The sequence below is a fragment of the Sphingomonas sp. DBB INV C78 genome, assembly GCF_042693015.1.
Classification (GTDB): Bacteria; Pseudomonadota; Alphaproteobacteria; order Sphingomonadales; family Sphingomonadaceae; genus Sphingomonas_E.
On sequence record NZ_CP170544.1, the window covers coordinates 2,837,622 to 2,862,734 of the forward strand.

23 protein-coding genes are annotated in these 25,113 nt (G+C 61.9%); 15 read left to right on the plus strand and 8 right to left on the minus strand.

Features of this window, described 5'->3' with window-relative positions; all coding sequences use genetic code 11:
• The first annotated feature begins 47 nt into the window (after window positions 1-47).
• Window positions 48-911, plus strand: a complete 864-nt coding sequence (locus ACFB49_RS13230) for a MaoC/PaaZ C-terminal domain-containing protein (RefSeq protein ID WP_380871686.1) — start codon at window positions 48-50, stop codon at window positions 909-911.
• Window positions 912-1,065: 154 nt separating this feature from the next.
• Here ACFB49_RS13230 and ACFB49_RS13235 read toward each other — a convergent pair whose 3' ends face one another.
• The 4 genes from ACFB49_RS13235 to ACFB49_RS13250 are packed head-to-tail and all read right to left on the minus strand — an operon-like array spanning window position 1,066 to window position 5,043.
• A complete protein-coding gene (locus tag ACFB49_RS13235) occupies window positions 1,066-1,929 on the minus strand; it encodes an HpcH/HpaI aldolase/citrate lyase family protein (protein WP_380871687.1) in 864 nt (287 codons plus the stop codon).
• Complete coding sequence (locus tag ACFB49_RS13240; RefSeq protein ID WP_380871688.1) at window positions 1,926-2,771, minus strand: acyl-CoA dehydrogenase; 846 nt, start codon at window positions 2,769-2,771, stop codon at window positions 1,926-1,928. The genes ACFB49_RS13235 and ACFB49_RS13240 overlap by 4 nt, the downstream gene beginning before the upstream one ends.
• Window positions 2,768-3,883: a CaiB/BaiF CoA transferase family protein gene (locus ACFB49_RS13245; RefSeq protein ID WP_380871689.1), complete on the minus strand. Its 1,116-nt coding sequence runs from the start codon at window positions 3,881-3,883 to the stop codon at window positions 2,768-2,770. The genes ACFB49_RS13240 and ACFB49_RS13245 overlap by 4 nt, the downstream gene beginning before the upstream one ends.
• Window positions 3,883-5,043, minus strand: a complete 1,161-nt coding sequence (locus tag ACFB49_RS13250; protein WP_380871691.1) for an acyl-CoA dehydrogenase family protein — start codon at window positions 5,041-5,043, stop codon at window positions 3,883-3,885. Before ACFB49_RS13250 ends, ACFB49_RS13245 begins: the two co-directional genes overlap by 1 nt.
• A gap of 128 nt (window positions 5,044-5,171) precedes the next feature.
• On the opposite strand from ACFB49_RS13250, the gene ACFB49_RS13255 reads away from it, so the two are divergent.
• Window positions 5,172-6,146: a LysR family transcriptional regulator gene (locus ACFB49_RS13255; protein ID WP_380871692.1), complete on the plus strand. Its 975-nt coding sequence runs from the start codon at window positions 5,172-5,174 to the stop codon at window positions 6,144-6,146.
• On the opposite strand, the gene ACFB49_RS13260 is transcribed toward ACFB49_RS13255, so the two are convergent.
• The 3 genes from ACFB49_RS13260 to ACFB49_RS13270 all read right to left on the minus strand — a co-directional run bounded on the left by ACFB49_RS13260 (window position 6,136) and on the right by ACFB49_RS13270 (window position 8,869).
• On the minus strand, window positions 6,136-7,104 hold the full coding sequence (locus ACFB49_RS13260) for a quinone oxidoreductase family protein (RefSeq protein WP_380871693.1): 969 nt from the start codon (window positions 7,102-7,104) through the stop codon (window positions 6,136-6,138). The two genes, ACFB49_RS13255 and ACFB49_RS13260, sit on opposite strands and share 11 nt — an antisense overlap.
• 46 nt (window positions 7,105-7,150) lie before the next feature.
• Window positions 7,151-7,693 (minus strand): TetR/AcrR family transcriptional regulator, encoded by a 543-nt coding sequence (locus ACFB49_RS13265; protein WP_380871694.1) that lies wholly within the window; start codon window positions 7,691-7,693, stop codon window positions 7,151-7,153.
• Between the two features lie 282 nt (window positions 7,694-7,975).
• Window positions 7,976-8,869 (minus strand): LysR family transcriptional regulator, encoded by an 894-nt coding sequence (locus ACFB49_RS13270; RefSeq protein WP_380871695.1) that lies wholly within the window; start codon window positions 8,867-8,869, stop codon window positions 7,976-7,978.
• Window positions 8,870-8,977: 108 nt separating this feature from the next.
• On the opposite strand from ACFB49_RS13270, the gene ACFB49_RS13275 reads away from it, so the two are divergent.
• The 10 genes from ACFB49_RS13275 (at window position 8,978) to ACFB49_RS13320 (ending at window position 20,630) form a co-directional block, all read left to right on the plus strand.
• The gene (locus ACFB49_RS13275) at window positions 8,978-10,471 is read left to right on the plus strand and encodes an FAD-linked oxidase C-terminal domain-containing protein (protein WP_380871696.1); all 1,494 of its coding nucleotides are present in this window, start codon (window positions 8,978-8,980) and stop codon (window positions 10,469-10,471) included.
• Window positions 10,471-11,631 (plus strand): glycolate oxidase subunit GlcE, encoded by a 1,161-nt coding sequence (gene glcE / locus ACFB49_RS13280; protein ID WP_380871697.1) that lies wholly within the window; start codon window positions 10,471-10,473, stop codon window positions 11,629-11,631. The genes ACFB49_RS13275 and glcE overlap by 1 nt, the downstream gene beginning before the upstream one ends.
• Before the next feature lie 3 nt (window positions 11,632-11,634).
• Window positions 11,635-12,945, plus strand: coding sequence for a glycolate oxidase subunit GlcF (glcF, locus tag ACFB49_RS13285; protein ID WP_380871698.1), 1,311 nt, complete (start codon window positions 11,635-11,637; stop codon window positions 12,943-12,945).
• Window positions 12,942-13,370: a heme-binding protein gene (locus ACFB49_RS13290; protein WP_380871699.1), complete on the plus strand. Its 429-nt coding sequence runs from the start codon at window positions 12,942-12,944 to the stop codon at window positions 13,368-13,370. Before glcF ends, ACFB49_RS13290 begins: the two co-directional genes overlap by 4 nt.
• An 8-nt stretch (window positions 13,371-13,378) precedes the next feature.
• Window positions 13,379-15,475: a malate synthase G gene (locus ACFB49_RS13295; protein WP_380871700.1), complete on the plus strand. Its 2,097-nt coding sequence runs from the start codon at window positions 13,379-13,381 to the stop codon at window positions 15,473-15,475.
• A 231-nt stretch (window positions 15,476-15,706) separates the two neighbouring features.
• A complete protein-coding gene (locus ACFB49_RS13300) occupies window positions 15,707-15,946 on the plus strand; it encodes a hypothetical protein (RefSeq protein ID WP_380871701.1) in 240 nt (79 codons plus the stop codon).
• 576 nt (window positions 15,947-16,522) lie between these two features.
• Entirely contained in the window at window positions 16,523-17,713 is a 1,191-nt protein-coding gene (locus ACFB49_RS13305; RefSeq protein WP_380871702.1) for a tyrosine-type recombinase/integrase, read from the plus strand.
• Between the two features lie 105 nt (window positions 17,714-17,818).
• Entirely contained in the window at window positions 17,819-18,367 is a 549-nt protein-coding gene (locus tag ACFB49_RS13310) for a hypothetical protein (protein ID WP_380871703.1), read from the plus strand.
• Between the two features lie 738 nt (window positions 18,368-19,105).
• A complete protein-coding gene (locus tag ACFB49_RS13315) occupies window positions 19,106-19,636 on the plus strand; it encodes a hemerythrin domain-containing protein (protein ID WP_380871704.1) in 531 nt (176 codons plus the stop codon).
• A 64-nt stretch (window positions 19,637-19,700) separates the two neighbouring features.
• Window positions 19,701-20,630 carry an NAD(P)/FAD-dependent oxidoreductase gene (locus ACFB49_RS13320; protein WP_380871705.1) on the plus strand — a complete coding sequence of 310 codons (930 nt, stop codon included), beginning with the start codon at window positions 19,701-19,703 and terminating at the stop codon, window positions 20,628-20,630.
• A 9-nt stretch (window positions 20,631-20,639) separates the two neighbouring features.
• On the opposite strand, the gene ACFB49_RS13325 is transcribed toward ACFB49_RS13320, so the two are convergent.
• The gene (locus ACFB49_RS13325; protein ID WP_380871706.1) at window positions 20,640-22,868 is read right to left on the minus strand and encodes a catalase; all 2,229 of its coding nucleotides are present in this window, start codon (window positions 22,866-22,868) and stop codon (window positions 20,640-20,642) included.
• 263 nt (window positions 22,869-23,131) lie between these two features.
• Here ACFB49_RS13325 and ACFB49_RS13330 point away from each other — a divergent pair, with 263 nt between their 5' ends.
• The 3 genes from ACFB49_RS13330 to ACFB49_RS13340 all read left to right on the plus strand — a co-directional run bounded on the left by ACFB49_RS13330 (window position 23,132) and on the right by ACFB49_RS13340 (window position 24,885).
• Window positions 23,132-23,884: a Crp/Fnr family transcriptional regulator gene (locus tag ACFB49_RS13330; protein WP_380871708.1), complete on the plus strand. Its 753-nt coding sequence runs from the start codon at window positions 23,132-23,134 to the stop codon at window positions 23,882-23,884.
• Window positions 23,881-24,087, plus strand: a complete 207-nt coding sequence (locus ACFB49_RS13335; protein WP_380871709.1) for a hypothetical protein — start codon at window positions 23,881-23,883, stop codon at window positions 24,085-24,087. Before ACFB49_RS13330 ends, ACFB49_RS13335 begins: the two co-directional genes overlap by 4 nt.
• Window positions 24,088-24,339: 252 nt before the next feature.
• Window positions 24,340-24,885, plus strand: coding sequence for a hemerythrin domain-containing protein (locus tag ACFB49_RS13340; protein ID WP_380871711.1), 546 nt, complete (start codon window positions 24,340-24,342; stop codon window positions 24,883-24,885).
• Window positions 24,886-25,113: the final 228 nt, after the last annotated feature.

Here is a 25,113-nt window from a genome sequence, read left to right on the forward strand (position 1 = left end):
TCGATGCTGGCGGACAGCGGCGCAACACCCTTCACATAGGAGAAATCATGCCCTTGGAGTATCCGGCCATCTTGTCGATGCGCGAAAATGGGCGGCGCCTGAGTTACGATCATCGTGACGTAATGCTCTATGCACTGGGCATCGGCATGGGCCGAGATCCGCTCAACGAAAAGGAGCTGCGTTTCACGTACGAGCGTGACCTGCAGGCAGTTCCATCGCTTGCCACAATGATCGCCTGGCACGCCGGCTGCAGCACCGCCGATCTCGGCCTGGACTATCGTCAGGTGCTGCACGGCCAAGAGGAGATCATCCTGCATCGGCCGCTACCGGCCTCCGCCCAGATCATCGTCGATAGTGACATTGCCCAGGTCTATGACAAAGGTCCTGGCAAGGGCGCGATTGTCGTCAGGCGAACCGTGGTGCGAACCGCGTCGGACCATAATATGCTCTGCGAGGTCAACCGCACGATTTTTGCGCGCGGCGATGGCGGGCGCGGTGGCTCTCCTGATCCAGCGCCCATCCCGCACGCTGTGCCAATGCGGGCTCCCGATACGTCGATCATGATGACGACACGGTCCGATCAAGCCACGTTGTACCGTCTGTGCGGAGACAGGAATCCGCTTCACATCGATCCGGAGGCGGCGCGCTCAGCCGGTTTTGATCGGCCGATCTTGCACGGACTCTGCACCTTTGGAATGACCTGCCGGGCCGTGCTGCAAGCGGTTTGCGGCTATGATCCGTCGCGTATTGCGAGCCATGCCGCCCGGTTCGCAGCTCCGGTTTATCCAGGCGAGACAGTGCGCATCGACCTCTGGCAGGATGGAGACATCGTGTCGTTCGAAGCGTCGGTACCTGAAAGAGCCTCCACGGTGATCAGGAACGGCAAGACCCAGCTCCGGACTGTACCATGAGCAGGCGGCATTCCACGGATAGCCGGCCGACAGTACCCAATCTGCGTTCGCCTTGAACCGGGGAACCCAGCAAGGAGTTCTCCGAGAATCTACCCGGACTGCGGCTTCATTTTAGTTGCGGAGCGTGCCTTTGGCTTGATCAGCCGGGCCTCCCCTAAGGAGAGGTGACGCCGATACGACTGCTGAGTAGAAGTCGCTTGGCAGCAAGCACGACCGGCAGATCGATCATCTTGCCGTCAAGGCGTGTCACGCCGCTTTCTCCGTTTGCAACCCAGGCATCGAGAATGCGCTGCGCCGTCTCGACCTCCGCTGCGTCGGGCGAAAAGCCCTGATTTGCGGCCGCGACCTGCCGCGGGTGAATGCATAATGCTCCGGTCATGCCGACCGAGCGGCCGGCTTGTATGCCGGCTCTCCAGGCCGCCTCATCATCAATGGTAGTTATTGAAACCGGCAGACCAAGTGCCAGTCGGTCATATCGTGCCGCAGCTAATGCGACGAGCCTGCAGGGCAGATCAAGAGCCACGGGCGATGGTGGAACACCCAGCGCCAATGAGAAGTCCTCGCTTCCCAGCGCCAGCCCGATGACACTGGGAATGCGGGCGATCTCATAAACCTCGGCAAGTCCGGCGGGACTTTCGATCAACGGTATCAATCCGGGAACAACCTCAAGGCCACGAAAACTGGCGATCTCGCTCAACATTTCGGTGATTATCGCAAGTGTCGGAGCCGCCTCGACTTTGGGCACCATAATCGCATCGACACCAGGTTGAACGGCGACTTCAAGGTCGGCATAAATGTCCCGCCAGGAAGTGTTGACGCGAATGACGAGCGGGCAATGGCGCTCCGCAAGTGTCCTGATGATCGTCGGCAGACCCGCGCGTGCCTGCGGCTTGCGTTCGGACGGAATGGAATCTTCAAGGTCGAGTATGACGGCATCCGCCCCTCTGTCGGCTATCTTCGCCAGACGGACCTGATCGTCACAGGGCACAAAAAGTAGGGAGCGCCACCCTCGGCTCATGATGCAAATCCAGCCTCGGCCGTGACGGCGACGCCGTCCGGCCCGACAGCACGCAGGGCAATCGTCCGGTCGTCATCCCTGAGCCCAAGTCGCATCTCCTCGCCCACGAAGAGCGGAGATACTGCCCTGAATTGGAATGTCTCAATGCGGCGGCCTTCTGCTCGACTTAAGGCGTGATGGAGCAACAAGGTCGCGATCAGAGGCCCCTGGACGACCCTTTCGCGATATCCCTCATCCTCGCGCGCATAGGGAAGATCGTAATGAATCCGGTGCGCGTTGAACGTCAGGGCTGAATAGCGGAACACCATGACAGGGTCGCAAATGATATGGCGTATCACCGGATCGGGAATATCATAGTCCAGCGTAGGGCGCTTGACCGCTGCACCCGGTGCACCGCTTTCGCGATAGACGATGTCCTGTTCCTCGATGATTGAGGCCGAGCCACCGGCTTCGCCAATCATGTGCTGGACGGTAACAAATAGCATATTGCCGGATCGTCCGGTCTTTGGCTCTACAGCAAGGATCGTGGATGTTTTCGTAATCGGACTATCGATCGGGACTTCGCGTAGGAAGCGAATGCGACTTCCTGCCCACATCCGGCGAGGCAAGTCGACAAGCGGGAGAAAGCCACTCTCGCTACGCAGCGGATGTCCATCGTGCCCGATCAGCGACTGACGCTCGTCCGGTAAAAAACAAAGCCAATGAGCCAACGGCGGAAGCACGTCTGGAGCCCAGAGGATTTCCAGATGGTCGAGGAGAGCAGCCAGTCTGGCGATACGCTGGCGATCCGTAAAATCGCGGTGAAACTCCTGCCGCCCGACATATGCCTGGAGGTCGATCATGCAAACTCCGTTCTGATGCGCGCGTCATGCTCTCCGATGTCAGGCACAGCCGGCTTCTCCGAACGAAAATAGCTCCAGCGGAGTGGCGGCGCGGGTAACTCAATCCCGCCGGCCGATCCATCGACGCGGATTCGGCGCAATTGAGGATGGCGCGAAAGTTCTGCCACGCCGTTGAGCGCCCCGAACGCGATGCCCGCATCCGTCAGCCGTATGACCAGGTCAGAACGATCGCACTCAGCCAATATGGCGCCAATGCCGCGCTCCAAAGATGGTCGATTGGATACGCGCGCGGCATTATCGCGATAGGCATCATGTTCAATCCACTCGGGTCGGTCGAGAATTTCCCGGCAAAACGAACGCCATTCTCGATCATTCTGAACCGCTATGACGATCGGCTCGCTGCCCAGGCAGTGGAACAGGCCATATGGTGCAATGGAGGGATGGTTGAGGCCCGCCCTGACAGGGGCTGCACCGGCATAATCATGATGCACCAAGGGTACCGCCATCCACTCGGCCAGCGAGTCGAACAGCGAAACAGCCAATCCCCTTCCTTCGCCTGTGCGCTCCCGCTCATAAAGAGCTTGAAAGATGCCCATGGCGGCGTTTGTGCCGCAGGCGAGGTCGGCGATCGAGACGCCCACGCGGCCGGCAGCCTCGGGCGCCCCGGTTATTGCCGCCAGACCGGTCTCGCACTGAACGAGCAGATCATAAGCCTTCATGCCGCGAGCGGGGCCATGCTCGCCATAACCCGATATGTCGCAGGTTATCAGACGCGGGTGGCGTTGACGCAGCGCAATTGAGTCGAAGCCGGCCCGGGCAGCTGCCCCCGGCGCCAGATTTTGTACGAAGACATCTGCGTTCGCGAGAAGCCTGTGCAAAAGCGCCGCATCGTCGGCATCCTTGATGTCGAGGACGAGCGATTCCTTTCCATGGTTGAGCCACACGAAATATGAGCTGTTGCCACGTGCTGCGGCGTCGTACGCACGGGCAAAGTCACCGCCCGGCCGCTCCACCTTGATAACGCGCGCACCCGCATCGGCCAGGCGCTGCGTGCATAGCGGTGCAGCGACGGCCTGCTCGAGCGACACAACAAGGATGTCCGCCAACTCCATCAGAAGCTCTTGGGCAGGTCGAGTTTATGGGTTGCTACGTGGCTCAGGATCAGATTTGTCGATATGGGAGCCACCTGGTAAAGCCGTGTCTCGCGGAATTTGCGTTCGACGTCATACTCTTCGGCAAATCCAAAGCCGCCGTGAGTCTGGACGCACATGTCGGCCGCGAACCAGCTGGCCTCTGAGGCAAGCATCTTGGCCATATTCGCCTCGGTCCCGCAATTGGCGCCGTCGTCGAACATGCGCGCGGCCTTGTCGACCATCTCGGACGCTGCCGCCAATTGCACATAGGCCCGCGCGATCGGGAACTGGATTCCCTGATTTTGACCTATGGCGCGGCCGAAAACGTGCCGGTCCTTCGCATAAGCTGTCGCACGGTCAACAAAGAAGCGGCCGTCGCCGATGCACTCGCTCGCGATCAGAATCCGCTCCGCATTCATACCGGACAGGATGTAGCGGAATCCTCGGCCCAGTTCGCCGATCAGGTTTTCAACCGGGACTTCGAGATCGTCGAAGAAGAGCTCCGTCGTCGCATGATTGAGCATTGTCCGGATCGGTCGGATCGTGAGCCCTCTACCAACCGCCTTACGCATGTCCACGAGTAACACGCTAATGCCGTCCGATGGCTTGGCGCACTCCTCACGCGGAGTCGTTCGGCACAGCAGGACCATCAGGTCTGAATGCTCCGCTCGACTGATCCAGATCTTCTGGCCGTTGACGATGAACTTGTCGCCAACCCGCTTTGCAAAGGTACGAATACGGGTCGTGTCGGTACCAGCGGTCGGCTCGGTTACCCCGAAGGCCTGCAGGCGCAATTCACCCGACGCGATTTTGGGCAGATACTTCTGCTTCTGGTCCTCCGATCCATGTTTGAGCACAGTGCCCATGGTGTACATCTGAGCGTGACAGGCACCGCCATTGCATCCCGAACGATGGATTTCCTCGAGCACTGCGGTAGCGGCCTGTAGCCCCAGGCCCGAGCCGCCATACAGTTCCGGTATAAGGACTGAAAGAAATCCAGCGTCGGTCAAAGCCTTCACAAACTGGGTCGGATAAGCCCGGTCGCGATCCAACTGCTGCCAATATTCTCCCGGAAAGTTGGCGCAAAGCCTGCGCACCGACTCGCGAATCTCCGGAAAACTCTCCTGCTCGTCGCTCATGCAATTCCCTTAGCCTGGACGACGCAATCTCTCCTGTTCGAAGGCTCCAGTCCAAGCAAAGCGCGGTCTTTCGGATATGCCTGTACGGCATGGCTGGCGTTCACTTCCGCTCCCGACTATGCAAGCTTATGGAACTTCGGCAGCTTCGCTATTTTCGTCAGATTGCCGAGTCCGGCAGCATCTCGGCGGCCAGCGCGATTTTGCGGATCGCGCAACCGGCACTGAGCCGCCAGGTTCGCGTGCTGGAGCATGAGCTGGGTGCCCAGCTCTTTCTTCGTAATGGTCGCGGAGTTTCGCTGACAAGCACGGGCAGGGCGCTTTTCGCAGAAGCTCTGCAGCTACTTGAAGAAGCGGACCGAATAAGCCGTCACATCAGAAGTTTGGGCACCAGATTAACGGGTGAGGCCACGATCGGACTTTCACCCACGATTGGTCGCTTGCTGACTTTGCCCCTGGCACGACGGGTTCAGTTGGACTTTCCGGGTTTGCAATTGCGAATTGCCGAAGCGTTTAGTGGAACCCTGCTCGAATGGCTGCAGGCCGGCAGGATCGATGCGGCCATCCTCTACCACCGGCCCGCTTCAGCAATCATCCGATCCGAGTTGGTCGCACGGGAACCTCTGTCAATCCTTGGCGCCGTCGAAGATGCGCCCTTTCCGCCTGGCGAAATCATTTCGATGTCACAAGTGGCGGGCAGACCGCTGGTGCTTCCGACCCCGTCGCATGGCTTGCGCATGATGATCGAGGACCATGCAGCGACTGCCGGTGCCGTGCTGAACGTCATGTTTGAGTTCGACTCGCTCGACGCTACGATCGCACTCGTGCGGCAAGGTGCAGCGTTGACTATCCTGCCTGAGTCAGCGGTTCGTCAGGAGCTGGCCCTAGGGCAGCTGCGTGCGTGGCAAATTGGCGATCCGCCACTATTTCGGCCACTGATCATAGCAACCGCGACCCAGCGGCCGGACGCTATTGGCAGCCGGGAGATTGCCGCGCTTCTCAAAGAGACAATTCTCACTGTCGCGAGAGAAGGCGGCTGGCGGGTGAGCAATGCAGGACCGCGCTCCACGGGTGCCGGAACCAAGCATTCGACCCTCATGGAATAAGGAGCAGCTTCCCAGTGCTCGCGCGGCTCTCCATCGCTGCGTGTGCCTTTGCGGCATCAGCCAAGGAAAAGTCGGTGGCGGGCGATATCCGCAGCTTTCCTTCGCGCACCCAATCGAACAAACAAGCAGCACGAGCACGCAGCAAATCCGGTGTACGGATATGGTCGGAAAAGACCGCATAGCCGAGCTTGACGCTTCGCGGCAGGCTCATGATGTCGATCCTGTCGGGGGCACCCAGCACCGGACCAAACCAGCAGAAGGTTCCTGAGCAACGGAGCGAGGCAAGTGAACCTTCAAAGGTCGCCGGGCCGGAACCATCAAAGACGACATGCACGCCTTCACCGCCGGTCAGGCGGAGCACTTCGGCGGCGAAATCTCCCACCGCATCGACGATGACATGATCCGAACCCGCGGCTCTGGCGACCTTGATCTTCGCCGCGCTTGAGACGCGACCAATTACCGTGCCGCCGCGCAGCTTGATGATCTGGGTGAGCAACTGGCCCAATCCGCCTGCCGCCGCGTGGACGAGTGCGAAATCACCCGGCTGGACCGGATAGAACTCCGTAGCGAAGTGGCTGGCCGTCAGGCCCTGCATCATCAACGAGGCGGCGGTGCGGTCGTCGATATCGTCGGGCAGCGGCACGAGTGATAGGGCCGGTATAACGACCCGTTCGGCATAGCTGCCCGGTGCATAAACCCAGGCAACACGCTGTCCCACCTTGAAGTCCGTTACCCCCTCGCCCAGCACCGCGACACGACCAGCGCCTTCGACACCCAGCGCCCGAGGCAAGGGTAATTCATGCCATGCCATGCCTTGGCGCACACCGATGTCCATGAAGTTCACGCCGATCGCGGCAATGTCCACCAACACATCACCGGGTCCGGGAACCGGCTGGGGCAAATCCATGACTTGCAACACGTCTGACCCGCCAATTGCCGTCATCATCACAGTTTTCACGCTCGAACTCCAGATTGAATGATCGTTCCAAAATCAAGTAAAAAAATTAGCGTAACGCCCTCATCGCTAGATCGACCAGGCCGGAGACGTGATCCGAACCGGCGCCACCTCGCGCGGCCAGCCGGATGCTGGAGATGCTCGCGATCAGGAAGGTCGTAAGTTGATCGAGATCGAGGTCGGCCGACACATCGCCCTCTTCTTTCGCTTTGGCGAGCACCTCCTTGATCGCATGAACCAAGACCGCACTTGAAGCTTCCCGCGCCTTCACCAGGTCGGGCCTTGAACAGCCGAACTCAACCGTCGAACTCACTCCGAGACAGGCATGATGCGCCTCGCCCGCCACCCGATCGAGCATCGCACGGATCCCCTCGACGGCCCGCTGGCGGCTCATCAGCATCCCGGCATGGGTGCGCAACTCGCCCTGCGAATACTGCTTTACCGCTGCGAGGTAGATGCCCCATTTGTCGCCGAACGTATCGTACAAACTCTGTCTGCCGATGCCCATCGCACTGACAAGCATCTGCGCGGAGGTGCCCTCGAAACCGTGTTCTCGAAACACCGCCACCGCAGCCCGAACGGCAGCATCCACGTCGAATTCCTTGGGTCGTACCATATGAGATAGATAGCATATTGGAATGATCGTTCAAGATTGACTGAATAGCGTACATTCGATTGATCCACGAGATTGGCACGGTAACGGCGAGCCGCGCGCACCTCGCGGTCAAACCAGCGCCAATTCCTATCGAGACGCTAAGGGCGCCATGCAGCGATTTCTCCAGGCGACAAAAGGTGAGGAGCGGATCGCCTTCACGATTGCGGACACGATTGCGGACCGCACTCTAAAGGGCCGCTCAACGGCGTCAGTCGCTCCTCATCCGATCCGCTGCCAGTCAGCTCGATCGAACGAGCACTTGAGGAAAGCAATGAACGCGTCGATCCCCGGAGGCCGATTGGGGGCGCGCGGATGAACGGCATAGATGCCGAGATCGTCAGGCCCCTCCCAGTCGGGCAGCACCTGCACCAGCCGCCCATCCGCCAAGGCATCGCCGACATCCCACAAGGATCGAAGCGCGATGCCGACGCCTGCGATCGCAAGCTCGCGAACGATCTCGCTGGAATTGGTGCGGACATGGCTGCGACCATCCACCGTTCGACGCTGCCGCTCATTGACCAGCCGCCACGGCATCTGCCCCGACGCCGCGAGCAGATGATGACCGTTGAGCGCGGCGAGGTCGCCTGGCTCGCCTCTTGCGGCCAGATAGGCCGGGCTGGCGCAGAGCACACGCCTGTTTGTCGCGAGCCGGTGCGCCTCCAGCGTAGCCGGAACGTGGGCCGTGATCCGGATCGCCAGATCCACCCGTTCAGAAAGCAGATCGACATAGGAATCGGACAGATTGAGTTCCAGCTCTATCCGCGGATATTCGGCCAGGAATGCGCCGAGCCGGGGCGCGACATGCAGCCGTCCGAACGAGGTCGGCGCGGAAACCCGCAACGGCCCCGCGGCCTCGCGTTGGACGCCGGTGATCCTGTCCTCGGCTTCGCGGATCGACTGCAGGATGGCGATGACGTCGGCATGAAAACGCTCGCCGGCGTCGGTCAGCGCCAGCCTGCGGGTCGTGCGATGGATCAGCCGTACACCAAGCCGCGCCTCCAGCCGAGCCAGCCGCTTCGACACCATCGCCGGCGAAATGAGCATCGCCCGCCCCGCAGCGGAAAGGCTGCCGGTCTCGACGACCCTGGCGAACAAGGCATAGTCCGGGTCCACGATCTTTTCCCTGGAAGAAAGAGTGATTGAACTCTTTCTAATCTACTGCGCCAGTCAAGCCGGTTCTATAGTGTCGCCGAACGAGTATCGCGCGAAGGAAGACACGTCGTGTCGCTGACCATGCCGGAACCGGACCAGGCCACGCTGGGGCGCCGCGCGGAGATCGTCGCCGCGCTCCGGCAGATCGTGCCCGGCGAAGGCGTGATCGACCATCCCGACGGCCTGCGCCCCTATGAGTCCGACGGGCTTACCGCCTATCGCCAGCCGCCGATGGTGGTCGTCCTGCCGGAAACCACCGCGCAGGTGTCGGCGGTCCTCGCCTGGTGCCACGCAAACCGGGTGAAGGTGGTGCCGCGCGGTTCGGGTACATCGCTGTCGGGCGGCGCACTGCCGCTTGCCGACGGCGTGCTGCTTGGCCTCGCCAAGTTCAACCGCGTGCTCGAAATCGACTATGACGACCGCATCGCGGTGGTGCAGCCGGGCGTCACCAATCTCGCCATCACGCGAGCGGTGGAGGATCGCGGTTTCTATTATGCCCCCGATCCGTCCAGCCAGATCGCCTGCTCGATCGGCGGCAATGTCGCGGAAAATTCGGGCGGGGTGCACTGCCTAAAATACGGCCTCACCACCAACAATGTGCTGGGCTGCGAGATCGTGCTGATGGATGGCGAGGTGCTGCGGATCGGCGGGCGCCAGCTCGATCCCGCCGGGCTCGATCTACTGGGCGTGGTCGTCGGGTCCGAAGGGCTGCTCGGCGTCGTCACCGAAGTCACCGTTCGTATCCTGCCCAAGCCGGAGACGGCGCGCGCCTTGCTGATCGGCTTTACCACCGTCGAGGGCGCCGGGCAGTGCGTGGCCGATACGATCGCCGCCGGTATCATTCCGGCGGGCATGGAGATGATGGACCGCCCCGCGATCCACGCGGCCGAAGCCTTCGTCAATGTCGGCTATCCGCTGGACGTTGAAGCGCTGCTGATCGTCGAACTTGATGGCGTCGAGGCGGAATGCGCGCATCTGCTCGACGAGGTCGAACGGATCGCCTTTGCCAATGGCGCGGTCTCGGTGCGTATCTCGACCAGCGAAGAGGAAAGGATCGCCTTCTGGGCCGGCCGCAAGGCGGCCTTTCCGGCGGTCGGCCGGCTCGCGCCGGACTATTATTGCATGGACGGCACGATCCCGCGCCGTCGCCTGCCAGAGGTGCTCGAACGGATGGAGGAATTGTCGAGCCAATACGGCCTCGGCGTCGCCAACGTCTTCCACGCCGGCGACGGCAATCTCCATCCGCTGATCCTCTACGACGCCAATGTGCCCGGCGAACTCGAACGCGCGGAGGCATTCGGCAACGACATCCTGCGGCTGTGCGTCAAGGTCGGCGGCGTGCTGAGCGGCGAACATGGCGTGGGTGTCGAGAAGCGCGACCTGATGCCCGAGATGTTCACCGAGACGGACCTCAAGCAACAACAGCGCGTGAAATGCGCCTTCGACCCCGAACTGCTGCTCAATCCTGGCAAGATGTTCCCCGAGCTTCACCGCTGCGCGGAACTCGGCCGCATGCACGTCCACCGCGGTCAGGTGCCTTTCCCCGATCTGCCGCGCTTCTGATGAATGACCAGCAAATCCTTCCCACGCGCGAGGACGAGATCGCCGATGCGATCGCAGACGCGGGCCGCGATGGCGACCGGCTGTCGATCACTGGCGGCGGCAGCAAGGCGGGATTCGGTGCGCCGGTCGATGCTCGCTTGCTGTCGCTGCGCGGCTTCACGGGCATTGTCGATTATGATCCGGCCGAGCTGGTGCTGACGGTCCGCGCGGGAACGCCGCTCGCCGAGGTGGAAGCGTTGGTGTCTTCGCAGAACCAGATGCTCGCCTTCGAACCCTTTGACCATGGGCCGATCTATGGTGAGCCCAATGGAGCCGCCACGATCGGCGGTATCGTCGCGGCAGGCGTGGCGGGATCGCAGCGTGTGTCGCACGGCAGCGCGCGCGATCATCTGCTCGGCTTCCGGGCGGTTTCCGGGCGTGGCGAGTCCTTCGTGGCGGGCGCGAAGGTGGTCAAGAACGTCACCGGCTATGATCTGCCCAAGCTCGCCGCGGGAAGCTGGGGCCGGCTGTTCGCGATGACCGAGCTCACGCTCAAGGTGCTGCCGCGCCCGCGCGTCCGCACGACGCGGGTGATCGAGGGGCTCGACGATGCCCAGGCGGTGAAGGCGATGGCGGCAGCCATGGGATCACCGACCGAGATTGCCGCCGCCGCGCATGTGCCCGAACATGTCCGCGACGGTGGCTCACTGACCGCCTTCCGCATTCAGGGTTTCGGCCCGTCGGTTGGCGCCCGTGCGGCGATGCTCGAAGCGCTGCTCGCACCGATTGGCAGGGTCACGCCGCTCGACCAAGTCGAGGCCGAGGGCCTCTGGGACGAGCTCAGGACGCTGGCACCATTGCCGGCGGATGGCCTCTTGTGGCGGATCAGCGTCGCGCCCAGCGCGAGCCTCGCCGTCATCGCGGCGCTTCGTCCGCTCGGCGCGCAATGGCTGCTCGATTGGGCGGGCGGGCTGATCTGGCTAACTGCGAATGCAGATCCCGAGATCGTTCGTGCCGCAGCCGCCGGTGCCGGCGGGCATGCTGCGCTGGTGCGGGCGCCCGAAGCGATCCGTGCCACCGTCCCCGCATTCCATCCGCAGCCCGCCGGTGTCGCCGCGCTCGAAGCCCGCGTGCGGCGCGCCTTCGATCCCGCAGGCGTTTTCGAGACGGGGCGCTTCTAAGCCATGCAGACCAACTTCCCGCCCGCTCTGCTTGCCGATCCCGCCATGGCCGCATCGGAGGCGGTGATCCGCAAATGCGTCCATTGCGGCTTCTGCACCGCCACCTGCCCCACTTATGTCCTGCTCGGCGATGAACTCGACTCCCCGCGCGGCCGCATCTATCTGATGAAGGACATGCTCGAGAATGAGCGCGAGCCGACGGCGGAAGTGGTCAAGCATATCGATCGCTGCCTGTCCTGCCTGTCCTGCATGACGACCTGCCCGTCGGGCGTGAACTATATGCACCTCGTCGATCATGCGCGGGCCTATATCGAGGAACGTTATCGCCGGCCGTGGCGCGACCGACTGTTTCGCGCACTGCTGGCCGCCGTGCTGCCTTATCCAGGGCGCTTTCGCTTCGCACTCGGCCTGGCACGACTGGCCAAGCCGGCCACGCCGATTGTGGATCGGATCGCGGCATTAAGGCCGCTGGCTGCGATGCTCGCGCTGGCACCCGACCATGCCCTGCCGAAACCAGTGACAAAGCCGGCTCCAGTCCCGCGATCGCGTAGCCGCGTGGCGTTACTTCAAGGCTGTGCAGAGCCCGTGCTGCGCCCCGAAATCCGCGACGCGACCGTCCGCGTTCTCAATCGCGCTGGCTTCGACGTGGTGTTCGCCCGCGGAGAAGGCTGCTGCGGCGCGCTGGTCCACCATATGGGCAAGGATGCCGCCAGCCTCGCCGCCGCGCGGCGCAACGTGGACGCATGGACATCCGAGATCGAGAAGGACGGGCTGGCCGCGATCGTCATCACCACTTCCGGCTGCGGCACGACCATCAAGGATTATGGCTTCATGCTGCGCGACGATCCCGCTTATGCGGAGAAGGCAGCGCGCATCTCCGCACTGGCAAAGGATGTGAGCGAGGTGCTGATCGGTGCCGAACTGCCGGCCACTCACCCGCGCGGACTTACCGTAGCCTATCATGCAGCCTGCTCTCTGCAGCACGGCCAGAAGGTGACCGATGCGCCTCGCAAGCTGCTGGAGGCAGCAGGATATACGGTCCGCACGCCACAGGAAGCGCATCTCTGCTGCGGCTCGGCCGGCACCTACAATATCCTGCAGCCGGAGATTGCGGGCCAGCTCGGTGATCGGAAGGTCGCCAATCTCGCAAGGCTCGACGCCGACATCATCGCTACCGGCAATATCGGCTGCGCCATGCAGATCGGCCAGCGCGCCGCTGTTCCGGTCGTCCACACCATAGAGCTTATCGACTGGGCGACGGGAGGCCCCTGCCCCCACGCTCTCACACATTCTCAGGAAAGGAACATCGCTTGACCCGGATCACGCTCGATCAGGCCAACAGGATCATCGCTGCCGGCTTCGCCAAGGGCAGCGAACTCGGCCTCAAACCGCTCAGCATCGCCGTCCTCGATGCCGGCGGACATCTGCTTGCCTTCCAGCGTCAGGACGGTGCCTCGACGCTGCGCCCGCAGATCGCCTGCGCCAAGGCGGGCGGCGCGCTCGGCCTCGGCGTCTCGTCGCGGAAGATCGGCGACATGGCGGCCGACCGACCGACCTTCGTCGCAGCGCTCGGGCCGATTGCTCCCCATGGCGTCCTGCCGGCGGCTGGCGGCGTGATCGTCGTGGACGATGCTGGCTTGGCCATCGGCGCGGTCGGCATCACCGGCGACACTTCGGACAATGACGAGGCATGCGCGCTGGCGGGGATCACCGCGGCCGGCCTCAACGCGCAGGCATGAGGATCGAGATGAGCGACACCAAATACACCGATCGGGCCGGCCTAAAGGTTGCAAACCCGCTTGCAGCGTTCATCGAGGAACAGGCCCTGTCGGAAACGGGCGTCGACACCGCCCGCTTTTGGCAAGGCATGGCCGACATCTTCGCGCGCTTCACACCCGAGAACCGCGCCCTGCTCGCCATCCGCGACGACATGCAGGCACAGATTGATGCCCGCTATGAGGCCGGCGCACCTGTCGACGAGGCATTCCTGCGCGAGATCGGCTATCTGGTCGACGAGCCGGCCCCGTTCGCGATCAGCTCGACGAATGTCGATGACGAAGTCGCACGGCTCGCCGGCCCTCAACTTGTCGTTCCCGTGCTCAATGCGCGCTTCCTGCTCAATGCCGCCAATGCACGCTGGGGCAGCCTCTATGATGCGCTCTACGGCACCGACGCCATCCCGGGCACGCCGGCCGGCAAGGGGTATGATCCGACGCGCGGTGCGCAGGTGATCGCCTGGGCCAAGACCTTCCTCGACCGGGCCGCACCGCTCGCGGCGGGCTCATGGGCCGACTGGACGGGCGGTGATCCCGCGCTCGCCGATCCCACGCAATTGGTCGGCCGCGTGGGCAGCAACCTCCTGCTCCGGCACAATGGCCTGCATATCGAACTGGTGATTGATCGCGCCCATCCGATCGGGCGCGACGATCCGACGGGCCTTGCCGACATCATCCTCGAATCCGCGCTGACGACGATCTGCGATCTTGAAGATTCGATCGCGGCGGTCGATGCCGAGGACAAGGTCGCCGCTTATGCCAATTGGCTGGGGCTGATGAAGGGCGATCTCAGCGCGAGCTTCGAGAAGGGCGGCCGGGTGATGACCCGCTCACTCGATGCCGACCGCCATTATGTCGCGACCGACGGCTCGGAGCTCGTGCTGCCGGGCCGCAGTCTGCTCTTCGTCCGCAATGTCGGTCATCTGATGACGACGCCGGCGATCCGCCTGCCCGATGGCACGCAAGCGCCCGAAGGCATTCTTGATGCGATCGTGACGAGCCTCGCCGCGATGCATGACATCAAGAAGCTGGGCAGCTTCGGCAACAGCCGGGCGGGTTCCATCTATATCGTGAAGCCGAAGATGCACGGCCCCGACGAGGCCGGCTTCACCAACCGGCTTTTCGATGCGGTGGAGGATCTGCTCAGTCTCGCACGCCATACCATCAAGGTCGGCGTGATGGACGAGGAGCGGCGCACCTCCGCCAATCTCGCTGCCTGCATCCATGCCGTGCGCGAACGGATCGTCTTCATCAACACCGGCTTCCTCGATCGCACGGGGGACGAGATTCACACCGCGATGCGCGCCGGCCCGATGGTGCGCAAGGCCGATATGAAGAATGCCGACTGGATCAAGGCCTATGAGGATCGCAACGTCCAGATCGGCCTTGCCTGCGGGTTGAGCGGCAGGGCGCAGATCGGCAAGGGGATGTGGGCGATGCCCGATCGGATGGCCGACATGCTCGAACAGAAGATCGCCCATCCGCGCACAGGCGCCAACACCGCCTGGGTGCCATCACCCACCGCGGCGACGCTCCATGCCACGCATTATCATGAGGTGGACGTGTTCGCGCGCCAGGCCGAGCGCGCCGCCGAGCCGGTGGCGTCCCTCGATCGACTTTTGACGGTTCCCGTCGCCGCTGGCCGCAACTGGCATCCCGACGAGGTGGCCGAGGAACTGGACAACAACGCACAGGGCATACTCGGCTATGTCGTGCGCTGGGTGGATCAGGGCGTCGGCTGCTCGAAGGTGCCCGACATTCACGACGTCGGCTTGATGGAGGATCGCGCGACGCTGCGCATCTCATCGCAACACATGGCCAATTGGCTGCTCCATGGCGTCGCAACGCCTCAGGATGTGGACGGTGCATTGTCGCGCATGGCCGCCAAGGTCGACGGCCAGAACGCAACTGACCCGGCCTACCGCCCGATGGCAGGGCACGAGGATATCAGCGTCGCCTTCCAGGCGGCGCGGGCGCTCGTGTTTGAAGGGGTGACGCAGCCGAGCGGCTATACCGAGCCACTACTTCATTTGTTCCGCGGTCAAGTGAAGGTCGACGAAGCCGCCTGACATTATCGGGGCGCCTCTGGGCGCCCCGCGCGGCACGGCCACAACTCAATTAGGCCGACGTCAGTCCGGCCCAGTTTGAGTTCGTTCGCGGCCGAGCCCCCCTTATCAGATGCCCATCACAATTCGCCCATACGATGTGCTATCTCTCACAATCCCTTTATTGCCGTTACAGAGCTGGTAATCATGGCATTACCGCCGTGAGACGAACGCGGCCATGGCGAGGAAATGACAATGCAGTCGATGGGCGAATCCTGTCCGTTTGCGTTCAACTTCGATCCTGCAACGTTCAAGGTCGGTGACGTCGTCAGTTATCGGGTGACCGGTAGCCTGAGTGATTTCCCCTTTGCGGGCACGCTTCTCGACGTCAATGAGGACCATGTGATCATCAGCGCCAGTCCGGATGACCACGCTTCGCGGATGCGCGGCACACGCGAGAGCCGCTCCGTGGTCGAGGAATCGGAAATCAGATGAGGTCGTCCGCACGCTTGAACGCTCTTCAGCGGTTACGAGCAGAGCGTTTGGACGTCGGTGCGGGCGCTTCGCCAAGTTTTGCGAATCAAATGGGCCGCTGGCTCGCAGCTCAAGTTAGGACGCAAGGCTCTTCGTCAAAAAAACTCGATGAAATCAAAGGGAAATGGTGGAGCCGAGGAAGATCAAACTGCATCGCATGTCGACGAAGGCGGTGAAAATCCCAATCGCGGAAGAGCCCACTTCGCGGAGTGCCGATTTTCACAGCAAAAACGAATAGATATTCGTTGAATTCGACTGCTACCCCGTCTATCGTAGTGAGGCTACAACGCATTGATTTTTGAAGTGAAATTTTTCCAATGTGCTAGTCGTGGTACCGGTCGGATTTGACTGAAAATTATCGTCGAAGCTCAGTGTTTTGACGTTTCTGTTCGGATCCCACCCTCTCCGCCAGAGGCTCCTCCGGAGCCCTCCACAACAGTCCACCGATCTGGTGTTTTTCGATAGAAAAGCAAGGCTTTGCGGGCCGGTACCGTCCGTAGCCCTCCGCACGTAAAATTGTGACTGGTGGTACGGAGCGTGGGTACCGGCACCCTGAAATGGTGGTACCGGAGACAGACGTTGTTGACCGATCAAAAAGTGCGCACGGCCAAGCCGCGCCCCAAGGCCTACAAACTCACTGACAGCTTTCGCCTCTATCTGCTCGTCACCCCGAACGGATCCAAGTTGTGGCGCTGGAGCTACAGATATGACGGCATGGAGAAGTCCATGGCGCTCGGAATCTTTCCGATGGTGACGCTAGCCGCTGCCCGCCTGAAGCGGGACGAGGCCCGAGATCTGCTGGACGCGGGACGTGACCCGATGGTCGTCAGGAAGCTCACGATCGCCACGAACCTCGAAGCCAGTCGCTACACCTTCGAACGCGCCGCGCGAGAATGGCACGAGCGAACCAGGGGACAATGGGCGAAGGTCCATGCCGCGGATGTGCTCAGGAGCCTCGAACGCGATGTGTTCCCGAAGATCGGCAAGCTGCCGGTGGGGGAACTGAACCCTCCCAGCATCCTCAAGGTACTCGAGGCGATCGAGAATCGCGGTGCCATCGAATCGGCGAAGCGCGTTCGCCAAAGGATCTCGGCCGTCTTTGCGTTCGCGATCGCCAAGGGCATGGCGACGAGCGACCCTGCCGAAAAGCTGGCCATTGTGCTTAAGCCGATCAGGAAAGGGCGCCAGCCAGCAATCACCGATCTCGATCGCCTCCGGATAATGATCAAGGACGCAGAGGAGGATCATGCCCGTCCGATCACGCGCCTGGCCTTACGCCTGCTCGCGCTGACTGCCGTGCGGCCGAATGAACTGCGGGGCGCGCGTTGGGACGAATTCAAGGATCTCAATGGCAAGCTGCCACATTGGCGGATCCCCGCGGCCCGCATGAAAGGCGACATAGAACGCAAGACTGAATCAGGCGGCGATCATCTCGTGCCTATTACGTTGCAGGCGATGGCCGTCCTCCGTGCGCTATGGCCGCTGACGGGCTGGGGCGACCTCCTGTTTCCATGCACCCGGTTCCCCCACCGCCCGATGAGCGAGAACGCGATCGGCTATCTCCTCAATCGTGCAGGTTATCATGGCCATCATGTGCCACACGGGTTCCGGGCGGCATTCTCCACGATCATGTGCGCGGCGTGGGCTTTTCGAATATCGTTGTTCGAAACGGAGCCGGCTTGGACTACGCTTCAGGGTTACCGCCCACGTAGATCGAGCGATGTCTGATTCCCCCGACCGTTTCCGCCGTAAGCGCCCGCACGGTTGGAAAAATCCTGCCTGTCAGGACACGCCGACATTGCAGACAATCCGGGTCTATGATTTTCTTGAGCCATGCTGAGCCTTTCCGCGATGATGCTGCTTGTCGATCTGGGTTCGTCGGTGATGGCCGATCAGCGCGAAGCAGCGGGGCCGACTGCGGATGAAATCAGCATGGCGGTAACCGCCATTCGCTTCGATGATAGCTGCATCGGATCGGAGCCTGATGCCGCCTGCCCTCCCATCAACATATATCGGGTGTGGGTGAAGGATGAGACGTGCAGATCAATCAACCCAACAGAACGCACGTCGTTCAACATCAAAGGCGAGCTGGCATTCCGGTGTCGGTTCAAGTCACAAAACGCCTTGGCCTCGGCAAAGCCCAAGCGCCAAGTCTGGCGCAGTGATGGAGTAATTCTTGAACTCAATCTCCATGCCGTTGCTTGTGATCCCAAGTCGGGGGGCGCAGGCGATGATAAGGCGACCATAAGCGGCTGCGAACGTCACTGGAGAGCGGTTCCGTCCAGCAGCGTAAGATTAACACGTCCGCTTCCCCCGACCAAGCCGACCCTCCCCTCGGTCAAGACGCCACCCGAAACCCGCCACGCTCAAGAAGATGAATGAAAGGAAGGTATCGGGGAGACGAAATCGCGCTCTGAATGGCGGGTTTGTCGGCGTAGCCAGTCGCCTGATCCTCTCTCATAGTTAGGGCGTCAGGAACCCGCGGGTCCGGACTTACCCCGATTGGCGATGCATGGCACGGCGAGCATTCTCTCAGCATTGGGGGTGCATATTGCCCCGACGACGAGGACCGATCGTGGGCAGGCGAAGCGACGGCAATCACCACGCAAGGCTAAGACGTGACGCGTCAGATGGCACAACAGTCTCTCGCCAACGTCGCATACTGCTCGCAGATGATCATGAACCGATGCGCAGGAGCGTTCAACCTACGTCGAGAGTCGAGCCGATTGGGCGGTGGTGGCCGAGGCATCCGATGGTTTCCTCCACCGAGATGAGAGCGGCTTTTTAAATTCGCTCTGCGTTTAATAGTCCCCAGCGAACAGGACAGACTGCAGATACACAAAATTATGAATGTCTGGGCAATCCACGGAAAATTGGACGGGAACCCTTCAATCGATTTGCGCCAGTTTTTCGGCCGTAGTGGCAACAGCAAACCCCGCAATTAGCCGCTGCCCGTCCGCAAAGGCGTCCGCCGCAGATGCAACAGGTCATCCGCGTGACTGCAAATCGTACTGACCGAAGTTAATTTGAAGACCGATTGCGGGTCTTCCCTGGCCGCCAAGGCGTTTCCTCCTCACATTCGGCGCCCATCGCCGGGCGAGCAGCAATTGGAGAATGAGGATGGCCGCTACCCAGACCGCAACGCGCCCGACGAAGGCAAAGCCGGCCTCCAAAGCCGCACGCAAGACCGAGCGCGCCGCGGCCAAGCCCGCCGACGCCATCAAGCTCCTCAAAGATGATCATAAGGAAGTGAAGTCGTGGTTCCAGCAATATGAGAAGCTCGAGAAGGACTCAGATAAACAGGTGCTGGCTGACAAGATTTGCCTCGCGCTGACGGTCCACGCCCGGATCGAGGAGGAAATTTTCTATCCTGCGGCGCGCGAGGCGATCGACGATGACGATCTTCTCGACGAAGCTGAGGTGGAACACGCCTCCGCCAAGCAGCTTATCTCCGAGATCGAAGCGATGACGGCCGGAGACCGGCTGTTTGACGCCAAGGTTCTCGTCCTGGGTGAATATATCAATCATCATGTCGAGGAGGAGGAAAGCGAGATGTTCCCCGAGTGCCGCGACAGCTACCTGGATTTGAAGGCGCTCGGCGCAAAACTGGCGGCGCGCAAAGCGGAATTGATGGCTCAGGCCAGCAAATAGGCTTTTCGTCCGGGTGCGGTAGCCATGACGCACCGCACCCCTTTGCCAATCAGGATGCTCGCGAATGACAGAATCAGGCGACGTGGCCGAACGCGATTGCCTGATCGTTGGCGGGGGCCCCGCAGGCCTTACCGCTGCGATCTACCTCGCTCGCTTCCACCTTGCCGTGACTGTCGTCGACAGCGGTCTCAGTCGTGCCGCGCAGATTCCGATGACGCGCAACCATGCCGGCTTTCCCGAGGGAATTTCGGGCCGCGACCTGCTCGAGCGAATGCGCTGCCAGGCACGGCTCTATGGTGCGGACCTCCGCGAGGGCACGGTCACCGCGCTTGGCAGGACGGAAGGCGGCTTCTTCGCCGCGTCGGTCCACACGTCTCTACGATCGAAAACGGTCCTGCTCGCCACCGGCGTCGCCAACCGGCGGCCGCAGATGCTCGACGCGGAGAGCCATGACCGGGGGGTCGAAGCGGGTCTTATCAGATATTGCCCGATTTGCGACGGCTATGAGGTGACTGATCTACGGGTGGCCGTTCTAGGGACGGGCGATAGAGGCGTTGCCGAAGCACGGTTCCTGAGGAGCTATACGGCTGATGTCACGCTCATTGCGCCGGGTAATGAACATGAGCTCAGTGCGGAGCAGCGCGCAGCCCTTGGCGAGTGTCACATCGACGTTGCCGGGCGATGTGGCGCCATCAGGGTCGGGAGCGACAGCATCGAACTCGAAGTCGATGGGGCTCCCGCCGTTTTCGACACGCTGTATCCCGCGCTTGGCTCGGATATCCGCTCCGAACTCGCCGAAGCGCTCGGCGCCGGGCTTTCCGAACAAGGCTGCCTGATCGTCGACGCGCATCAGCGCACCAATGTACCTGGTCTCTATGCCGCGGGCGACGTCGTCCTCGGTCTCGACCAGATCAGCCATGCGATGGGCGAAGGCGGCGTTGCCGCGACCACGATCCGCAACGACCTGGCCGGGAACGCGCCTCTCCTCCGTTAGGTCACCAACTCAGGGCACGGGCTGCGCATCGAGATCGACCGCCAGCTCCCGGGGCCAATGACGGAGCGAACGGCATGCTACAATGAAGGTCTTGGCATCCGCCGGTCGGCCGAGCGGCAGACAGGCCTCGTCAAGCTCCTCGGCGATGCCCGATTTGGCAAAGATCGCCTCCGCTTCAGCGGCGATGCCGATAAATTTGCAATGCGCGAACGCGTCCGTGACAAAGTCCTTGGCAGCCGCGTCGCGCGATAGCAAAGCCGCGCCCTCGGCCGAAACGAGGATCGCGACGGCATCGAAGAGTACCGACGGCCCGCCATCGATCTTGTGCTTTGCTGCGACCGTCGAACCGTCCGAGAGCGTCACGCCGCCGATCTGGGGCGCCACGACCTCATAAACAGCCCCTTCCGCTTCCACCGCCGCCGTCAGCGCCTGGAACATCGCTGCCTCCGCCCCGTTGGTCAGCAAGATGCCGAGCTTGCGCCCCTTGAAGCTCTCGGGTCCATTCTTGATGATGCTGAGCTTGTCGGACGGCGGTAGATTAGTGACGGTCGGCCTTGCCGCTGCCGCCGGGTCGGGCAGGCTGAGGCCCAGGCCATCTGCAACTTTTGCCGCGAGCGATGCATCGATGTTGAGCAGATGCGAAACAACGCGCGAGCGGATGTCCAGACGTTCCACCTTCGAGAGCTCGAACACCAGCGCATCGCCGATATGCTTTTGTTCGATCGCCGTCTGGCTTGTGAAGAACTGCCGCGCCTGGCTGTAATGATCTGCGAAGCTTGCCGCCCTTACGCGCTGTTTGGGACCGTCCGCGGTCTCCGCGTAGCTTGAAAAGCCGCGCACCGGATCTTCACGGGGGCCGCCCTCGGTCGGCCCCCAGCTATTGGGTTCATAGTTGGCACGCCCCCTCGGGTTGCGCATCGCCATATGCCCGTCCTGCTGGAAATGGGCCATCGGACATTTGGGCGCATTGATCGGGATGTGGGTGAAGTTGGGGCCACCCAGACGTTTGATCTGGGTGTCGAGATAGGAAAAATTGCGCCCCTGGAGCAACGGATCGTTCGAGAAATCCACGCCGGGGGGGACGTTCTGCGTGCAGAAGGCGACCTGCTCGGTTTCCGCGAAGAAATTGTCGACGACGCGATCGAGAACCAGCCGGCCGACGATGCGAACCGGGACCAGTTCCTCAGGGATGAGCTTGGTGGCGTCCAGAACATCGAAATCGAAGCTGTCGGCAAAGGCGTCGTCGAACAGTTGAACGCCGAGCTCCCACTCGGGAAAGTCGCCGGCGTTGATCGCGTCCCAAAGGTCGCGGCGGTGGAAGTCCGGGTCGGCGCCGTTGATCTTGACCGCTTCGTTCCAGACGACCGACTGGAGCCCTTGTTTGGGCTTCCAGTGAAACTTGACGAAGGTCGATTGGCCTTCGGCATCGATCAACCGGAATGTGTGGACGCCGAACCCTTCCATCGTCCGGAACGAACGCGGGATCGCCCGGTCGGACATGGTCCACATGATCATGTGGAAACTCTCGGGCGTAAGGCTCACGAAATCCCAGAAATTGTCATGGGCGGACGCCGCCTGCGGGAATTCGCGATCCGGCGCGGGCTTTACCGAATGGACCAGGTCAGGGAACTTGAGCGCGTCCTGGATGAAGAAGACCGGGATATTGTTACCGACGAGATCCCAGTTTCCCTCCTGGGTGTAAAGCTTGACGGCAAAGCCGCGCACGTCGCGAGCCAGATCGAACGAGCCCTTGGCTCCGGCGACGGTCGAGAAGCGCACGAAGGCTGGCGTGCGCTCGCCGACACGCTGGAAGATGTCGGCCCGGCTCACGTCGGCAAGACTATCGGTCAGCTCGAAAAAGCCGTGCGCGCCGTAGCCGCGGGCGTGGACCACGCGCTCGGGAATGCGTTCATGGTCGAAATGGAAGATCTTTTCGCGAAAGTGAAAATCCTCGAGCAGTGTCGGCCCGCGCTCGCCCTGTCGCAGGCTGTTCTGGTCGTCCGCGACCGGGATCCCCTGCTGGGTCGTGAGCGCGGCGACGTCGCTCCGGGCAATCTGGTGGGTCTCGCCACCCTCGCCCTGTGCCTCCCCAAAAGACGGCGCGAGATCTGCATCGTCCGGAACCGGCGATCGCTTGGCCGAAGATTCTCCACCTTTGTCCCCGCCTGCCACGTCGGGTGTCGCGGGCGTCGCACAGGATTTGGAGGCTGCTTGGGACGCTACGGGCTTCCTGGCCATTCTGTGATCCTTGTCGCTGAGATTTGGGTGCTTGCTGGTCGCATGCCGACGTGGGGTTTTCCGGATCGAGTGATCTCAACGCCGGGCATGCGGTTTGAAAATTGAACCCGTTGGACGCGCCGAAGTTGCTGGCACCCTCCGGAAATTAACCTGTGTCATCACGATTGCGGACCGTGCCATCGCAACTGACTGCGAACTCCCTTGTTAAGAGAAGGCACAGGGTGACCGCGCAGATGCATGCCGGCCGATGGAGGTGGTCAGCGATGTTTTTTGATCGGTTCCTGCGAGACAAGAAGGGTGTCAGCCTGACGGCCGCGGAACGTCAAAGGCTGGAAACCGGGATCCGCAAGGTGCGAACGCTTACCCCCCGCACCACGATCGTCCGGGCCGGCGAGCCTTTAAGCCAGAGCACCTTGCTCGTCGAAGGCATCATGTCCCGCTATATCGACGACCTGAATGGGCTGCGACAGCTTGTCGCCGTCCACGTTCCCGGCGACTTCGTCGATCTCCACGCTTATCCCTTGAAGCTTCTCGATCATGACGTCGCGACGATGACAGCGGCGACGGTGGCGACGGTGCCGCACGCCGAACTCGACGCCATCACCCGCGACTTGCCAGCGCTCACCCGCAAGCTCTGGTTCGCGACGTTGATCGATGCTGCGATCCATCGTGCGTGGCTCTTCCGTCTCGGGCGCCTCGATGCGGTCGGGCGCGTGGCTCATTTCCTTTGCGAGACCAATGCCCGGCTCGTCGCGGCCGGGCTCAGCGATGGCCGCCGCTTCGCCCTCGGGCTCACCCAGACCGATCTGGCCGAGATTTGTGGCTTGACCAATGTGCATGTGAACCGCGTCATGCGCCAGTTGCGCGACGAACGACTATGCGTGTTTCGCTCCTCCCTTGTCGAAATCCTCGCCCCTGAAGGCCTCAAGGCGCGCGGTCAGTTCGATCCTGCCTATCTCTATATCGACGACCCGCGGTTCGAGGCCGCCTCCTCCACTTCAGGGCCAATACCATGACCGAACTCATCTCCGTTCCGCAGCCGCAACGCGACCCCGGTGTAGCGAACGCCGAAGACGGCGTCGTCATTCTCGATGGTCCGGATGGCGTCGCGGTGACCATGACGGCCGATGCGGCAACGCAAACCGGAAACAGTCTGATCTCCGCGGCCGCCATCGCCCGAGTGCAGTTGAACGACAATGACGCGACTAACGATCCTTGACCGACTTTTTCAGGTCGATGAACTGCGGAATGGCTGGGGTCGCATTGCTCGACGCAAGCGTCCCACATGATTGTCCGGCCACGACGGGTGGCGACAGGTGCCTTTCGGCAACCGTGACTGGCCGCGAAGAGCCCGCCCGATAGATTCGTACTGATCCATGTTGATTTCATCAGACCCCACGGAACGCCACTCGCAAGCGCCGGTTTTTGGAACAACCGTAGCAATCTGCTTGCCGCCCGCGGGAGAAAGTTCATGTCCGTCATCGATCGATTGATAGCCGCTGTCACGCCTCCGGAAAGCGATGAAGCGCGCTACGAGGCACGAAAGAAGGCGACCGCCGCCGCAATGCCTGGAGACTGGCTGGACCAGATCCTCCAGCATCATATGGACATTGAGGATGCATTCCTCGAGGTGAAAACCGCAACCAGCGCCGCAGCCCGGACAGCCGCTCTCCGACAGCTTGGAATTATTTTGACCGGTCACGCGATCGCGGAGGAAGCCGCCATCTATCCGGTCCTGGCCGCCGACGGGGAGAGGGCTCACGCCACCGCCGGCTATAAAGAGCAAGCGATGGTCAAGATCCAGATGGCCCAGCTGGAGAAGCTCGATCCCATGAGCAAGGATTTTATCGCCAAGCTCGAACATATCGAAGGAGCGGTGGCGCACCACATCTATGCAGAAGAAGGCAACTGGTTCCTTGACCTGAAGGAAACGTCTTCCGCGGCGGACCAGGCGAAGCTCACGAAGCGCTACGCGGACGAATATAGCCGCTACGTCGGGCCAGACGCGCTGTCCTGATCGTTGGTCGACCCGCAAAGGGCGGTGAGCTCTTCACGAGAGCCGAGCTCGATCCTGAGGTCGCATCCCGTCGATGGCGCATGATCGGGATCGCAGTCGTCGCAACGCCGCCGTTCCGAATTTCCTGGCACCGTGGACGATCGGAGATGACGGACAAGTTGAGCGGGTCGGTTTGATCCGGGGGGGCAACGAGAGGTGACGCCCCGCCTTGGCTCCCGAAGCCTCTAA

Excerpts from the sequence above, each read along its gene's own strand:
- ACFB49_RS13230 (WP_380871686.1), top strand. The coding sequence starts at position 48 with ATGCCCTTGGAGTATCCGGCCATCTTGTCGATGCGCGAAAATGGGCGG.
- ACFB49_RS13235 (WP_380871687.1), bottom strand. The coding sequence starts at position 1,929 with ATGAGCCGAGGGTGGCGCTCCCTACTTTTTGTGCCCTGTGACGATCAG.
- ACFB49_RS13240 (WP_380871688.1), bottom strand. The coding sequence starts at position 2,771 with ATGATCGACCTCCAGGCATATGTCGGGCGGCAGGAGTTTCACCGCGAT.
- ACFB49_RS13245 (WP_380871689.1), bottom strand. The coding sequence starts at position 3,883 with ATGGAGTTGGCGGACATCCTTGTTGTGTCGCTCGAGCAGGCCGTCGCT.
- ACFB49_RS13250 (WP_380871691.1), bottom strand. The coding sequence starts at position 5,043 with ATGAGCGACGAGCAGGAGAGTTTTCCGGAGATTCGCGAGTCGGTGCGC.
- ACFB49_RS13255 (WP_380871692.1), top strand. The coding sequence starts at position 5,172 with ATGGAACTTCGGCAGCTTCGCTATTTTCGTCAGATTGCCGAGTCCGGC.
- glcE (WP_380871697.1), top strand. The coding sequence starts at position 10,471 with ATGAATGACCAGCAAATCCTTCCCACGCGCGAGGACGAGATCGCCGAT.
- glcF (WP_380871698.1), top strand. The coding sequence starts at position 11,635 with ATGCAGACCAACTTCCCGCCCGCTCTGCTTGCCGATCCCGCCATGGCC.
- ACFB49_RS13295 (WP_380871700.1), top strand. The coding sequence starts at position 13,379 with ATGAGCGACACCAAATACACCGATCGGGCCGGCCTAAAGGTTGCAAAC.
- ACFB49_RS13300 (WP_380871701.1), top strand. The coding sequence starts at position 15,707 with ATGCAGTCGATGGGCGAATCCTGTCCGTTTGCGTTCAACTTCGATCCT.
- ACFB49_RS13310 (WP_380871703.1), top strand. The coding sequence starts at position 17,819 with ATGCTGAGCCTTTCCGCGATGATGCTGCTTGTCGATCTGGGTTCGTCG.
- ACFB49_RS13315 (WP_380871704.1), top strand. The coding sequence starts at position 19,106 with ATGGCCGCTACCCAGACCGCAACGCGCCCGACGAAGGCAAAGCCGGCC.
- ACFB49_RS13320 (WP_380871705.1), top strand. The coding sequence starts at position 19,701 with ATGACAGAATCAGGCGACGTGGCCGAACGCGATTGCCTGATCGTTGGC.
- ACFB49_RS13325 (WP_380871706.1), bottom strand. The coding sequence starts at position 22,868 with ATGGCCAGGAAGCCCGTAGCGTCCCAAGCAGCCTCCAAATCCTGTGCG.
- ACFB49_RS13330 (WP_380871708.1), top strand. The coding sequence starts at position 23,132 with ATGTTTTTTGATCGGTTCCTGCGAGACAAGAAGGGTGTCAGCCTGACG.
- ACFB49_RS13335 (WP_380871709.1), top strand. The coding sequence starts at position 23,881 with ATGACCGAACTCATCTCCGTTCCGCAGCCGCAACGCGACCCCGGTGTA.
- ACFB49_RS13340 (WP_380871711.1), top strand. The coding sequence starts at position 24,340 with ATGTCCGTCATCGATCGATTGATAGCCGCTGTCACGCCTCCGGAAAGC.